The organism is Aliihoeflea sp. PC F10.4 (genome assembly GCF_054612275.1).
The window spans coordinates 3793383-3806606 of sequence record NZ_JBTSWH010000001.1 but is presented as its reverse complement, the minus strand read 5'-3'; the positions used below and the strand labels follow the sequence as shown (position 1 = coordinate 3806606).

The following is a 13224-nucleotide window of genomic DNA, read 5'->3' as shown; positions in this document are numbered from 1 at the left end:
TGCAGGTTGTCATGTCCCGACACGAAACGCTCTTCATTCCCGAACTCGCCAACCAGCGCAGCCTGCGGACGGCTCTGGGCAGTTTCACGACCGGCGTGGCCGTCGTCACCGCGGCGACCGGGAACGGGCCGATTGGCATGACCGCCAACAGTTTCGCATCCGTCTCGCTCGATCCGCCTCTGGTGCTGTGGTCGCCCGCCAAAAGCTCGCGCCGTCATGCACCCTTCGTTTCGGCCGAACACTATGCGATCCATGTGCTTGGGGCCGAGCAGCACGAGATCGGCGAACGTTTCGTGCGCCATGCCAACGATTTTTCGGGGCTGGACTGGACTGAAAACGAGGAAGGCGTTCCGGTAATCGCCGGCGCGCTCGCCCGTTTCGAATGCGCGCGCTGGACCGTGCACGATGGCGGCGATCATTCGATCGTCATCGGGCGCGTGCTGCGCGCGGCGCATCGGGAGGGGGAGCCCCTGTGCTTTTCGCGCGGCAGCTTCGGTCACTTCGCCGGCAGGAACTGACGCGAAGCAGGGTTTGCGGAGGAGGCGCATGACCCAGCGGAATGCAGGAAATCTGGCAAACGATGCCTTAGCATCGACGGGAGGAGGAATGGTTTGCTCGACTTTTCAGTGATCCGGCCCGGCGGATGCTTGCCAGCGCATCGCGCGCGCAACACTATGCGCGCAACGGCGACCCGGCCGCCTGCCGCCAACCAACAAGAGTGAACGCTCAATCGTGAGGAGGAACTTTCGGATGTTCGATATCAAGGCGGCTCTGGCTGCGACAACGGCTCTTGCCACGCTTTTCCTGACGCCAATGGCTGCATTTTCGCAAGATGGCGCGAATCTGCGCGTCTTCGTCGGTGCGCAGCAAAGGCCGGACCTGATGGAGCAGCTCTTCGACATGTATGAAGAGCAGAATCCCGGCGTGACCGTCGAACTTGAGACGGGCGGCGCGACGTCCGAGTTGCAGAGCAACTATCTGTCGACCGTGCTTTCGGCGCAGGATTCGGCGATCGACATCATGCTGATCGATGTCGTCAACCCGGCTCAGTACAAGGCGGCCGGCTGGCTCGAACCCTTGAACGAGCACATCGACGGCGATGTCGACACGTTCATGTCGCAATATCTGCCGGCCTATGCCGAGGCAGATGTCATCGACGGCGAACTCGTCGCACTGCCTGCCTTTGCCGACGCCATGATGCTTTTCTACCGCACGGACCTCTTCGAAGCGGCCGGCATCGAGCCGCCGACGACATGGGAAGAAGTCGAGACCGCCGCCGCCGCGATCAAGGGAACCGAAGGCAATGCCGACATTCAGGGCCTGTCCTTTCAGGCCCGCGCGATCGAAGGGGCGGTCTGCACCTTCCTGATGCCGTACTGGAGCCAGGGCGGAGAGCTGGAAGCCGGCAGCCGGCAGCCGCTCAACGAGGACTATGCGGTCAGCAGCTTCAACGTGTGGCTCGACATGGTCGAGAGCGGCACGTCGAAGGCGAATATCGCTGAAGTCGGTACCGACGACACGCGCCGCGAATTCCAGGCGGGCGATGTCGCAATGGCAGTGCTGTGGCCCTATGGCTGGGCGCATTTCCAGGGCGACGAATCGGAAGTCGTCGGCAAGGTCGGCGTCGCGACCCTGCCGACAACCGAAGGTGGGGAAAGCACGAGCTGCCTCGGCGGTTGGCAGTGGGCCGTTTCGGCCTTTTCGGAAAGCAAGGATGAGGCAGCGGGCCTCATCCAGTTTCTGGCGAGCGAGGAAGCCTCGAAATTCCTCGCCGTCGAGGGTTCGATGCTGCCGACGCGATCCGCGCTTTACGCAGATGCCGACGTGCTTGCCGCGAACGCATGGTTCGAGCAGGCGCTGCCCGTGATGGAAACAGCGCGCGCGCGTCCGACTTCGCCAAACTATCCGCGCGTGTCCGACACGATCCGCTCGCGCGTCAATGCCGTTCTGGCCGGGGCCGAGACGCCGGAGGCGGCGGTTTCGACCATGCAGGGTGAACTCGCACGCGCTCTGCGCTGATCCCAAGGGCGTCGGCACGGCCGCGACCGATGCGTCGCGGCCGGATTGTCGTCTTCGGCGGTCGAAGAAAATCGGGAGGCGGCTCTGGCCACAGTCAGTTTGAAAAAGCTCGGCAAGAGCTATGGTGTGGTCGATGTCGTCAAGGGCATCGACTGCGAGATCAGGGATGGCGAATTCGTGGTTCTCGTTGGACCTTCGGGTTGCGGCAAGTCCACGACGCTGCGGATGATCGCCGGGCTGGAGCCGATCTCGTCGGGCGAGGTGCATATCGGCGAGCGGCTGGTCAACGCGTTGCCTCCGCGCGCGCGCGACGTGGCGATGGTGTTTCAGGACTACGCGCTTTATCCGCACAAGACCGTCTACGAGAACATGGCGTTCAGCCTCAAGGTGCGCGGCACGCCGAAGCATGAAATCCGCCCGCTCGTCGAACAGGCGGCCGCAATGCTCGGTATCGAGGCGCTTCTGGAGCGGCGGCCGGGGCAATTGTCCGGTGGTCAGCGGCAGCGCGTGGCCATGGGTCGGGCGATCGTCCGCCGTCCCCAGGTGTTCTTGTTCGACGAGCCGCTTTCGAATCTGGACGCCAAGTTGCGCGGCCAAGTCCGGGCCGAGATCAAGAAGCTCCACCAGACCATCGGAACCACGACCGTCTACGTCACGCACGATCAGGTCGAGGCCATGACGATGGCCGATCGCATCGTCATCATGCGCGACGGATTGATCGAGCAGGACGGTACGCCCGACGAACTCTACAACCAGCCGGCCAGCACTTTCGTCGGCGGCTTCATCGGCGCGCCCGCGATGAATTTCGTCGATGTGACGATCGAGCATGGCGCTGCCCGTCTGGGTCCGGAAACGACGTTGCCGCTCGCGACCCGCTACGGATCGGTCGCTTCAAATCTTGAAGGTCGCCGCGCCGTATTGGGCATACGCCCCGAACATTTTCGTCCGGCAGAGCGCAGCACGGACAAGATCGGGGGGATCGTCCAGATCGTCGAGCCGCTCGGTTCCGATACATTGCTGCACATCGAAACCACTGGAGGAACAGTGACGGCGCGACTGCCGCCCGAAGCGCGGCCTTCTGTCGGAGAACGCGTGGAAATCGGCGTCGATATGGCCCGGACGCATCTTTTCGATGCGGAAACGGGCCGGGCGCTGGTCTAGGGGATGGCGATGGATGTGAACCATGCCCTGTCCGGCAAAGAACCGCAGCCAACCCGCTGGAGCCGGCTTCTCGACCCGGGCGACACGGCGCTCGCATTCGTGCTTCTGCTGCCGGCCGCGCTGCTTTTGTCGCTGGTCGTGCTCTATCCGATCGGACGCCTCGTCTATACGAGCTTCACCGATCTCGCCTTGACCTCGGGCGTGCCCGCATCCTTCGTCGGCATCGAGAACTATTTATGGATTCTGGATGACGACACGTTCTGGCAAACGACATTCAACACGATCCTGATCACCGTGATCACGGTGCCCGGCGCGCTTGTCGTGGGGCTGGGAATGGCGCTGCTCGCCAATCTGCCGTTCCGAATGAAATGGCCGGTCCGGCTGTCGCTGCTTATTCCCTGGGCGCTTCCCCTGTCCTTCGCGGGCCTGATCTTCGCCTGGTTCTTCCATTCCGAATATGGCGTCGTGAACGACACCTTGGGCCGGCTCGGCTTTGCCGGAATCATCTGGTTCAACTCCCCCGGTTGGGCGATGGCGGCCATCTGCCTGACGATCATCTGGAAGACCTCGTCCTTCATGGCGCTGATCATCCTCGCCGGCCTTCAGACGATCCCGCGTTCGCTCTACGAGGCAGCCGATGTCGATGGCGCGGGACGTTGGCGTCAGTTCGTCGAGATCACCTTGCCGCTCCTGAAACCGGCGATCGTCGTCGCGCTCATCTTCCGCACGATCACCGCGCTTCAGACTTTCGATATCCCCTATATGATGACGCGCGGGGGGCCGGGTTCGTCCACGGCGACACTCGCCATGTATATCCACCAGAACACCGTCTCGTTCCTCGATCTCGGTTATGGCTCCGCGCTGGCGGTCGTCATGTTCGCTATCTCGATGGTGTTCACCGCGCTTTATCTGCGCATGATCCGAACGCGAGGGTGACCGGCATGGCGAACGCTGTTTCCAACCGCCCCTTGCTCGGCTTCTCGTTGTCGGGACGGCCGTTGCGGGCCATCGCGGCTCTGGTACTTCTGGTCAACGGCCTGTTCCCGGCGATCTGGATCCTGCTGACCTCGCTGAAGAGCGAGCCGGAACTGACCCGCAGTCCGATCACCTATCTGCCTGAAAACCCGACAGTTCAGAACTATATCGTCGCGTTTTCGGACCAGCCGCTCCACCTGTTCCTGTTCAATTCCTTCATGGTAGCGACGCTCTCGACGATCGCCACGTTGTTCGTTTCCACGCTTGCCGCTTACGCCCTCGCGCGGCTCAATCTTCGATATCGCGATCTGATCCTGGCGGCGATCATCGGCATCTCGACATTTCCGCTGGTCACGCTGCTCGTGCCCCTTTTCGAGATCATGCGTGCGCTCGGCCTTCTCAACACGTGGGCGGCGCTCGTCATTCCGTACACCGTTCTGAGCCTGCCGGTATGTACGCTCGTGCTCGCCGCATTCTTCGAGGGCGTACCGAAGGATTTGGAAAACGCCGCGATGATCGACGGCTGCACGCGTGTCGGCGCGCTGTTCCGCGTCATCGTGCCCCTGTCGGCGCCCGGCGTGTTTACCGCCGCCATCCTCGCCTTCGTCAACGCATGGGACGAATTCCTCCTGGCGTTGTCCTTCAATTCCAACCCGGCTTTGCGAACCCTGCCGGTCGGCATCCAGCTTTATCAGGGCGAATTCAACTTCCCCTGGCCGGTGATTTCGGCGGCCTTGGTCGTCGGCATCGTGCCGCTCGCAATCCTGATTGTCCTGTTTCAGGAAAGGGTGGTTTCAGGCCTGATGACCGGCGGCGTGAAGGGCTGACCGTTAGAACGCAGCTTATGCCTGAAGCGTACGCAGGGCGGTAGGTGTCACAGAAAGGGTCGGCAAAAGCGGATAAAGCGCCGCCTGAAGCGAGTGATATATATCCGGTTTGCCGATGAATTGCGTGTCATCCGGAAGTCCGGCAGCATCGACCTCGGGCAGCCACGCACCGTTTTGCTTGTCGATGAACAGCCGTTCGGCTGCCTGCCAGAACATGAGGTAGTCATCCGACCGATCCTGTCCGGCCTTGATCATGGCCGCAGCCGCGCCGATCGCTTCCGTGACCGGCCACCAGTAGCGGTTGGGTCGAAGCGTTGCACCGGTCGAAGGATCGATCGTGTAGACGATGCCGGTTCGCTCGCGGTCCCAGCCGTCGGCCAGCGCACGGTCGTATAGATTGGACGCCCAGATCGTGAGCCTTGAATCCGATCCGCCCTCCATTTCGTTCAGTTGAAGTAGGAGGCGGGCAAGTTCGAACGAATGACCGGGCGTCGCGCCGCGCGGCCGGAACATCGGATTTCCTTCATAGTCGGAATCGACCTTCCATTTTGATGTGAAATGTTCGGGCAGTCGCCAGCCATTGGCGGCCCCGACCTCACCGATAAAGAACTCGAAAATGCCACGCGCCCGGGCAGCCAATTCCATGTCGCCCGTCGCCTCGGCGGCAGCCAGCAAGGCCTCGGACATATGCATGTTGGCATTCATGCCCCGGTAGTCCGAGAACGGTTGCCAGTTTCGCGAAAACTCTTCCTTCATGCGGCGGCGATCATGGTCCCAGAAATGTCGGTCGATGACGTCCAGCACATCGCCGATCAGCCTGTTGGCATCCGGATGCCCGGCCATTTTCGCGCTTGCGCCTGCCAGAAGCACGAATGCGTGGCCATAGGCCAGTTTCCTGTCGTCAGCGACGGTTCCGCCGGGCGCAAACGACCACACATAGCCGCCATGAACCGTATCCCGATGGTTGCGCCACAAGGTCGCCATGCCGTGGTCGATCATGTCGCCGGTATCTGCGAAGCCGGCCATGCGGGCCAGCGAGAAGGAATGGACCATGCGCGTCGTCGCGTGAAGTTCGCGCTCGGCGCCGGCGATCGGCTCGCCATGGAAATCCTGCGCATGAAATCCACCGGCACGATCGAGGCTGGGCCGGAAAAAGTCGATCTGGCGATTTGCGTCGGCAAGGAGATAGGCTTTGTGCGCCGCTGTGCCCCACCATGCGCCCGCATTCGGCATTGTCGGGTCGTTCGTCATGGTCATGAGGTTTCGCCGATGGAAGGTTCGATTTCGGGCACTGTTTGCAGATGGTTGAGCGTGTCGGCTCCCTCGCCCTTGATCGCGCGCAGGAGAAGATCGCCCATGCGTTCGCCCGCGCCGCTCAGGTCTTCGAAGATGCTCGTGATCCGGGGGCGGAACATCGCCGCTGTCCGCGAGGTGCTTTTCATGATCAGCGTGCAGTCGCCGGCGCGCCCTGAATCGGCACAGGCGGCACGAACCGCCAGCGCGCTCGTCTCACCCGGGCAGACCATGCCCTCCGGCAGGTCGCCCTGTGCGATCAACTGGCTGAAATACGCGTAGATGTCGTCCGCCGAACTGTCGAGCGTAACCGCTTCGACGATTTTGCCGACGACACCCGTTTCGGCGCAACCGCGCAGGAATCCCATGCGCAGATGCTGGGCGAACGTGAAGCGTGACGGCGGCGCGATGAGACCGGCGCGGCGCACGCCGGTTTCCGCGAGCCGTCTTACGGCCGCATGCGCAAAAGCGAAATTGTCGTAGTCGACATAAGGATGCGCCGTCGCCAGTTCCGTGCGCCCGTGCGAGACGAACGGGAAGTCCCGCTCCAAAAGAAGGCGCACACGCAGATCGTGCGGCTCCGTTCGGGAAATGATGACCCCGTCGGCCAGCCGGTTTCGCAAAATGTTCTCGATCTGCTCGACCGGTTCGCGGTCGGCAAAATTGGGCATGACGACCAGATGATAGGGTGTCGCGCGCAAAGATCGGGTCAGGCCGGCTATCAGCGAGGAACCGAAGCCGATGATTTCCTCATGCGGATTGAGGACGAGCGCGATCACATTGGTGCGCCCGGTTCGCAGCCTTTGGGCCGCGCGGTTCGGCAGATAGCCGATCTCGCGCGCCACGTTCGCCACGCGGCTGCGCGTTTCCGGTGCGATCTGCTGGTCGCCAGCCAGCGCGCGTGAAACCGTTGCCACGGCCAGACCCGTCATCGATGCCAGCGTCCGCAATGTCGGCCGTTCCTGCCTGATCATCCCATACCTTCATCCAGACGGTAGTCTGAAATTTAAAACGTTATAACAACCGCTTTGCATACGCCTTCCACGGCGCGGAGGCGATTTGATACAGGTTGAGACACGATTTTCAACAGATTTTGGCGTTAGCCGCGATCTCGTCGGGGATTGACACGAGCGATATTTGAAACGTTATAAATAGAAATCTGCGGGATGGTTCGCCCGCTCAGGGAGGATTTGATGAAAAAGTTTCTGATGGCCGGTACGGCCGTTTTCGCGATCGCCGCCGGAACGGCGCATGCGCAGGAGAGCGTCGAGGTTCTCCACTGGTGGACGGCAGGCGGCGAAGCTGCCGCCCTCAACGTCCTGAAGGAAGATCTCGCGGAAAAGGGCATCGGCTGGAACGATATGCCCGTAGCTGGCGGCTCCGGCGTTCAGGCGATGACGGCGCTGCGCGCCCGCGTGACGGCCGGAGACCCGCCGACCGCCGTTCAGATGCTCGGCTTCGACATTCGCGACTGGGCGGAAATGGGCGTTCTGGGAAATCTCGACGATCTTGCAGCCGAGCAGGGGTGGGACGGCGTCGTGCCGCCGGCTTTGCAGGAGTTTTCCAAATATGACGGGAGCTGGATCGCCGCCCCCGTCAACGTGCACTCGACCAACTGGCTCTGGATCAACAAGGCTGCGCTCGATGAGGCAGGCGGGCAGGAGCCGGAAAACATCGAGGACTTCTTCGCAATGCTCGACAATTTCCGCGAGCAAGGCATCACGCCGCTCGCGCATGGCGGCCAGCCCTGGCAGGACGGAACGCTCTGGGAATCCGTGGTGGTCTCGGTCGGCGGCCTGGATTTCTACAAATCGGCCGTTCTGGAAGCCGATCCCGAAGCACTCGGCGGTGAAACGATGCGCGAGGTGTTCGACACGATGTCGCGTCTGCGTGAATATTTCGACGACAGCTTCTCCGGCCGCGACTGGAACCTCGCTTCGGCCATGGTCATCGAGGGAACTGCCGGCGCGCAGCAGATGGGCGACTGGGCCAAGGGCGAATTCCTGCGGGCCGACCAGACGCCCGGCGAGGATTTCGTGTGTATCCGTTTTCCCGGAACGCAGGGCACCGTTCTGTTCAATTCGGATCAGTTCGTGATGTTCGAACTGGGTGACGGGGAAGAGCGCAACGCGCAGGTGGAAATGGCCTCGGCCGTCATGGACCCGGCTTTCCAGGTCGCCTTCAACACCGTCAAGGGCTCGGTGCCCGCGCGAACCGACATCGAGGACACCGAATTCGACGATTGCGGCAAGAAGGGCATGGCCGATCTCGCCGAGGCATCGTCGGGCGGCACGCTCGCAGGCTCGCTCGCCCACGGACATGGGCAGCCCTCAGCCGTGAAGGAAGCCGTGTTCGACGTGGTCACGCAGCACCTCAACGGACAGATCAGCACCGACGACGCGCTAACGCGCCTGCCGCAGGCAGTCGCCGCCGCGCAGTAAAAAACGAAGCGCGGGAGCGGACATCCATCCGCTCCTGCTCGCAAGACAGGCGCAACGCATGTCCGTTTTCTCGCCCGCATCACCCGGATTGACGCGCCGCCTGCAGGACTGGTTGCCACGCATGGTGCTGGCGCCGTCCTTCGCGCTGGTGCTTTTGTTCGTCTACGGCTTCATCGTGTGGACGGCGGTCATCTCGATGACCAATTCGCGCATCCTGCCGGTCTATAACTGGGCCGGATTCGATGCCTATCGCCGGCTTTTCGCACAGCCGAACTGGTATGTGGCGTTGGAAAACCTCGCCATTTTCGGCTCGCTCTACATCGTCGTCTGCATCGTGCTCGGACTGACGCTGGCGATCCTGCTCGACCAGAAAATCCGCATCGAAGGCTTTTTGCGTCCGATCTATCTTTATCCGATGGCGCTGTCCTTCGTCGTCACCGGCACCGCATGGAAGTGGTTCCTCAATCCCGGCATGGGCCTGCAGAACGCCATGCGTCAGCTTGGTTGGGAAAGCTTCACCTTCGACTGGCTCGTCAATCCGAACATGGCGATCTACACGGTTGCGATCGCCGGCATCTGGCAGGCATCCGGCTTCGTCATGGCGATGTTCCTGGCAGGCTTGCGTGGCATCGACAGTGAAATGCTGAAAGCGGCGACCGTCGACGGTGCATCGACATTCACCATCTATCGTCGGATCGTCATTCCGCTTTTGCGCCCCGCTTTTCTTTCCGCGATCGTCGTTCTGGCCCATATGGCCATCAAATCCTATGACCTTGTCATCGCGCTGACGGGCGGCGGTCCCGGCAATGCGACCGAGCTGCCATCGACGTTCATGTATTCCTACACGTTCACGCGCAGCCAGATGGCGGTGGGCTCGGCCTCGGCGATCATCATGCTGATGGGCATCGCCGCGATCATGGTTCCCTATCTCTACTCCGAACTGAAGGAGCGGGATCACCGATGAGCGCGACCGATACGGCCATCGCCACAGCTGGCGCGCCTTCGCGGGCAAGCCGCACCGTGATCTACGCGATCCTCCTCGTGTTCGCGGCGCTCTATCTTTTGCCGCTCTTCGTGATGCTGACCACATCGTTCAAGGATCTCGCCGAGGTGAGGGCCGGCAACATTCTGGCGTTGCCGGAGCAGCCAACCGCGCAGCCATGGCTGCGTGCCTGGGGCGAGGCGTGCATCGGCGTGACGTGCGAAGGCATCAAGGGGTATTTCTGGAATTCCATCAAGATGGTGGTTCCGGCGGTTCTTGTTTCGACGATCCTCGGCGCGCTCAACGGCTACATCCTCACCAAATGGCGCTTTCCGGGCCACAAGATCGTCTTCGGGCTGATGCTGTTCGCATGCTTCATCCCGTTCCAGGCGGTGCTGATCCCCATGGCGCGCGTTTTGGGAATGCTCGGCCTTTCCAACTCCACCGCAGGACTGGTGCTGGTGCATGTGGTCTACGGCATCGGCTTCACGACGCTGTTCTTCCGCAATTACTACGACGCCTTTCCGTCCGAACTGATCCATTCGGCCCAGATGGACGGAGCGGGGTTCTTCACCATCTTCCGCCGGATCATGCTGCCGTCCTCCGGGCCGATCATTGTCGTCACGGTGATCTATCAGTTCACGAATATCTGGAACGACTTCCTGTTCGGCGTCTCGTTCTCGTCGGGCGCGTCGGCGCCGATGACCGTCGCGCTCAACAATCTCGTCGCCTCGTCCACCGGGGTGAAGGAATACAATGTCGACATGGCCGCGGCGGTGATCGCCGCCCTTCCAACCCTCATCGTCTATATCGTTGCCGGGCGCTATTTCATGCGTGGCCTGATGGCAGGCGCGGTGAAAGGATAGCGCATGGCATTCATCGAACTCGAACAGGTCGAGCGTCAGGTCGGCTCGCTCAAAATCCTGAAGGGCGTCGACATCTCGCTCGACAAGGGCGGCTTTCTCGTACTGCTCGGCCCGTCGGGATGCGGCAAGTCGACCTTGCTCAACGCCATCGCGGGGTTGCAGCCGCTCACCGCCGGCGACGTCCGCATCGACGGGCACAGCGTCACCGGGCTGCACCCCTCGAAACGCGATATCGCGATGGTCTTCCAGTCCTACGCTCTTTATCCCAACATGACCGTGGCGCAGAACATCGCCTTTCCGCTGGAAATGGCGGGCACGGCGAAAGCGCAGCGCGACAGCGAGACGAAGGCCGTCGCGAAGACCTTGCAGATCGAGCATCTTCTCGAGCGCCGCCCCGCGCAATTGTCGGGCGGTCAGCGTCAACGTGTGGCGATGGCGCGCGCGCTGGTGCGCAAGCCGCGCCTTTTCCTGTTCGACGAGCCGCTTTCCAACCTCGACGCAAAGCTGCGCGTGGAAGTGCGCGCCGAGATCAAACGGCTGCATCAGGATACCGGCGCGACCATCATCTACGTGACCCACGACCAGATCGAGGCGATGACGCTTGCAACGCAGATCGTCGTCATGAAGGACGGAATCATCCAGCAGGCAGGCGCTCCGGCAGAAATCTACAACCGGCCCGCAAACATGTTCGTTGCCGATTTCATGGGTTCGCCGTCGATGAACATGATCGAAGGCACGGTGACACCAGATGGAAGAGGTCTCGTGCCAGACGCGGCACCGTCGCATGTGCTTCGCCTGCCTGCGCCTCTCGATGCGGGCCGACGGGTCGTTCTGGGCCTGCGGCCGGAAAATGTCGGCGGCGAAGGTGTCGGGCGCGAGGCGCAGCGGCTCGAACTGCCGGTCGAGATCGTCGAGCCGACCGGATCGGACGTTTTCTTATGGCTGAAACTCGGCGACATACAGCTTTCGGCCCGGCTTCCAGCGGCGGCGAAAGTCACGCCGGGGGATACGATCCCGATCTGGCTGGCATGGGAGACGGGCGTCGTTTTCGATGCCCAGTCCAAGGAGCGGATCGTCTGAGCGAGGTTTCAGCTTTCAGACAGTTCCCGATCTCCACTGCCCTTTGATGGCCGATTGATGTTCCCTGTCGGCGAAGTCGCGCCTGGCGGCTTCGATAGCCGCCTTGTTTACCGCCGCCCACTCCAAAATGCCGCGCGTGTGCGGTTCCAGCGAAGCGCCAAGTGGCGAAACCTCGTAGACGACCGCAACGGGAGACGTGCTGACGACCGATCGAAAGATCAGTCCGCTGGCCTCGAGCCTGCGCAGGCATTGCGTCAGCGCCTTTTGCGAAATGCCAAGGTGAGCGCGCTTGAGCGCGTTGAAGCGCGCCGGTCCGTCGCAGAGCGTGTTGAGGATCAGCAACGCCCATTTGTTCGTCAGTTCCTCGAGGACAGAGCGAATGAGTTCGAGATCCTCGATCTTTTGGATCGGCATGCAGAGATACTTTCGGTTACCTGGTGACATACCAGTGCGTTATTGCATGCAGGTATATTATTTATACTTATGTCGCTTTCAAGGATGAAGGAAAGCGATATGCCGGCAAGCGAACGCACACACGAAACGATTGGCGATATGGATAGGCGCGTGTTGGTTCTTGGTGGAACCGGGCAGCAGGGCGGCGCCGTCATTTGTGCCTTGAAGGCGCGCAACAGGCCCGTCCGCGCGATGGTCCGCAATCCCGATACGGCTGCGGCCAAAACCCTGGTGTCTCTCGGTGTAGAGGTCGTGCGTGGCGACCTCTCCGACCCAGCGTCTCTTCGTTTCGCCATGGCCGGCATGGCGGGTGTGTTCAGCATCCAGCCCAATTCCGGCAACCAAAATGCGCAGCTTACCGATGCCGAAGAGGTTCGTTACGGCAAGGCGGTCGCGGACATCGCCGTCGAAACCGGCGTCGACCAACTCGTCTACACGTCAGCGTCGATCATTCGTGGAGGTCCGACGGGCGTCGCCAATCTCGATTGCAAGCTGGAGATCGAGGACCACATACGCGCCCTGCCGATCTCGTCGACGATCGTCCGGCCGGCGACGTTCATGGAACTGCTCATGCTTCCCGCCTTCGGGCTGGCGCAACGCAATATGTCGTTTTTCCTGCAGCCGCATGAGGCGGCGGAGTTCATTGCCGTCGATGACATTGGCAACATCGTCGCCCAGATATTTGAAGATCGAACCCGCTTCGCCGGTCGGACGATCGAAATTGCAGGTGACGAAATCACTGGCGCGGACCTGCAACGCGAGATCAGTGCGACCGCCGGCAAGCCGATCGGCTATCAGCGCTTTCCGGAATCACTTCTGGGCAAGCACGAAGCTTTGCGCAAAACCACCCGGCTGTTCGGCGATGGTCGGGCGAAAGACAATGCGGACATGGCCGCCCTGACCGACGAATTCGGTCATCTCATGCGGTTCAGGGAGTGGCTGTCCAAAGCGGGTGGGCCGCTGGTGCGGGAGGCGCTTGCGGCCGGCGGAAATTAGAACGCTTCGCCAAAGTCGACGCCCGGCGTCAAATGCGCGCAACGGGTAAAGCCGCGTTCCAATGTCCTGCGGAGCCTGATATCGGTGACGCGGTTCGGAGGGCATTGCGTGCCGCTTTTCGTGGGACAGCG

Annotated in this window: 13 protein-coding genes; 10 read left to right on the top strand and 3 right to left on the bottom strand. The window is 61.8% G+C overall.

Features of this window, described 5'->3' with window-relative positions; translation table 11 throughout:
- The first annotated feature begins 11 nt into the window (after window positions 1-11).
- The 5 genes from ACX82Z_RS19085 (at window position 12) to ACX82Z_RS19065 (ending at window position 4982) form a co-directional block, all read left to right on the top strand.
- Window positions 12-518, top strand: coding sequence for a flavin reductase family protein (locus tag ACX82Z_RS19085; RefSeq protein WP_459590613.1), 507 nt, complete (start codon window positions 12-14; stop codon window positions 516-518).
- A 232-nt stretch (window positions 519-750) separates the two neighbouring features.
- Window positions 751-2019: an ABC transporter substrate-binding protein gene (locus tag ACX82Z_RS19080; RefSeq protein WP_459590612.1), complete on the top strand. Its 1269-nt coding sequence runs from the start codon at window positions 751-753 to the stop codon at window positions 2017-2019.
- Between the two features lie 84 nt (window positions 2020-2103).
- The gene (locus ACX82Z_RS19075; RefSeq protein ID WP_459911885.1) at window positions 2104-3180 is read left to right on the top strand and encodes an ABC transporter ATP-binding protein; all 1077 of its coding nucleotides are present in this window, start codon (window positions 2104-2106) and stop codon (window positions 3178-3180) included.
- Window positions 3181-3189: 9 nt separating this feature from the next.
- Window positions 3190-4116, top strand: coding sequence for a carbohydrate ABC transporter permease (locus tag ACX82Z_RS19070; RefSeq protein ID WP_459590611.1), 927 nt, complete (start codon window positions 3190-3192; stop codon window positions 4114-4116).
- Window positions 4117-4121: 5 nt separating this feature from the next.
- Window positions 4122-4982 carry a carbohydrate ABC transporter permease gene (locus tag ACX82Z_RS19065; protein ID WP_459590610.1) on the top strand — a complete coding sequence of 287 codons (861 nt, stop codon included), beginning with the start codon at window positions 4122-4124 and terminating at the stop codon, window positions 4980-4982.
- Between the two features lie 15 nt (window positions 4983-4997).
- Here the strand turns inward: ACX82Z_RS19065 and ACX82Z_RS19060 are convergent, their stop codons facing one another.
- Together ACX82Z_RS19060 and ACX82Z_RS19055 are read right to left on the bottom strand one after the other, a co-directional pair.
- Window positions 4998-6239 carry an AGE family epimerase/isomerase gene (locus ACX82Z_RS19060; RefSeq protein WP_459590609.1) on the bottom strand — a complete coding sequence of 414 codons (1242 nt, stop codon included), beginning with the start codon at window positions 6237-6239 and terminating at the stop codon, window positions 4998-5000.
- Entirely contained in the window at window positions 6236-7249 is a 1014-nt protein-coding gene (locus ACX82Z_RS19055) for a LacI family transcriptional regulator (protein ID WP_459590608.1), read from the bottom strand. Before ACX82Z_RS19055 ends, ACX82Z_RS19060 begins: the two co-directional genes overlap by 4 nt.
- Window positions 7250-7468: 219 nt before the next feature.
- Here ACX82Z_RS19055 and ACX82Z_RS19050 point away from each other — a divergent pair, with 219 nt between their 5' ends.
- Genes ACX82Z_RS19050 through ACX82Z_RS19035 form a run of 4 tightly spaced genes read left to right on the top strand, consistent with a single transcriptional unit; the run spans window position 7469 to window position 11644 of the window.
- A complete protein-coding gene (locus tag ACX82Z_RS19050) occupies window positions 7469-8716 on the top strand; it encodes an ABC transporter substrate-binding protein (RefSeq protein WP_459590607.1) in 1248 nt (415 codons plus the stop codon).
- A 58-nt stretch (window positions 8717-8774) separates the two neighbouring features.
- A complete protein-coding gene (locus ACX82Z_RS19045; protein ID WP_459590605.1) occupies window positions 8775-9680 on the top strand; it encodes a carbohydrate ABC transporter permease in 906 nt (301 codons plus the stop codon).
- Window positions 9677-10564, top strand: a complete 888-nt coding sequence (locus ACX82Z_RS19040) for a carbohydrate ABC transporter permease (RefSeq protein ID WP_459590604.1) — start codon at window positions 9677-9679, stop codon at window positions 10562-10564. Before ACX82Z_RS19045 ends, ACX82Z_RS19040 begins: the two co-directional genes overlap by 4 nt.
- Window positions 10565-10567: 3 nt before the next feature.
- On the top strand, window positions 10568-11644 hold the full coding sequence (locus tag ACX82Z_RS19035) for an ABC transporter ATP-binding protein (RefSeq protein WP_459590603.1): 1077 nt from the start codon (window positions 10568-10570) through the stop codon (window positions 11642-11644).
- Window positions 11645-11659: 15 nt separating this feature from the next.
- Here the strand turns inward: ACX82Z_RS19035 and ACX82Z_RS19030 are convergent, their stop codons facing one another.
- Window positions 11660-12058 carry a winged helix-turn-helix transcriptional regulator gene (locus ACX82Z_RS19030; RefSeq protein ID WP_459590602.1) on the bottom strand — a complete coding sequence of 133 codons (399 nt, stop codon included), beginning with the start codon at window positions 12056-12058 and terminating at the stop codon, window positions 11660-11662.
- Window positions 12059-12157: 99 nt separating this feature from the next.
- On the opposite strand from ACX82Z_RS19030, the gene ACX82Z_RS19025 reads away from it, so the two are divergent.
- Window positions 12158-13093 carry an NmrA/HSCARG family protein gene (locus ACX82Z_RS19025; RefSeq protein ID WP_459590601.1) on the top strand — a complete coding sequence of 312 codons (936 nt, stop codon included), beginning with the start codon at window positions 12158-12160 and terminating at the stop codon, window positions 13091-13093.
- Window positions 13094-13224 lie beyond the last annotated feature (131 nt).

Excerpts from the sequence above, each read along its gene's own strand:
- ACX82Z_RS19085 (WP_459590613.1), top strand. The coding sequence starts at position 12 with ATGTCCCGACACGAAACGCTCTTCATTCCCGAACTCGCCAACCAGCGC.
- ACX82Z_RS19080 (WP_459590612.1), top strand. The coding sequence starts at position 751 with ATGTTCGATATCAAGGCGGCTCTGGCTGCGACAACGGCTCTTGCCACG.
- ACX82Z_RS19070 (WP_459590611.1), top strand. The coding sequence starts at position 3,190 with ATGGATGTGAACCATGCCCTGTCCGGCAAAGAACCGCAGCCAACCCGC.
- ACX82Z_RS19065 (WP_459590610.1), top strand. The coding sequence starts at position 4,122 with ATGGCGAACGCTGTTTCCAACCGCCCCTTGCTCGGCTTCTCGTTGTCG.
- ACX82Z_RS19060 (WP_459590609.1), bottom strand. The coding sequence starts at position 6,239 with ATGACCATGACGAACGACCCGACAATGCCGAATGCGGGCGCATGGTGG.
- ACX82Z_RS19055 (WP_459590608.1), bottom strand. The coding sequence starts at position 7,249 with ATGATCAGGCAGGAACGGCCGACATTGCGGACGCTGGCATCGATGACG.
- ACX82Z_RS19050 (WP_459590607.1), top strand. The coding sequence starts at position 7,469 with ATGAAAAAGTTTCTGATGGCCGGTACGGCCGTTTTCGCGATCGCCGCC.
- ACX82Z_RS19045 (WP_459590605.1), top strand. The coding sequence starts at position 8,775 with ATGTCCGTTTTCTCGCCCGCATCACCCGGATTGACGCGCCGCCTGCAG.
- ACX82Z_RS19040 (WP_459590604.1), top strand. The coding sequence starts at position 9,677 with ATGAGCGCGACCGATACGGCCATCGCCACAGCTGGCGCGCCTTCGCGG.
- ACX82Z_RS19035 (WP_459590603.1), top strand. The coding sequence starts at position 10,568 with ATGGCATTCATCGAACTCGAACAGGTCGAGCGTCAGGTCGGCTCGCTC.
- ACX82Z_RS19030 (WP_459590602.1), bottom strand. The coding sequence starts at position 12,058 with ATGCCGATCCAAAAGATCGAGGATCTCGAACTCATTCGCTCTGTCCTC.
- ACX82Z_RS19025 (WP_459590601.1), top strand. The coding sequence starts at position 12,158 with ATGCCGGCAAGCGAACGCACACACGAAACGATTGGCGATATGGATAGG.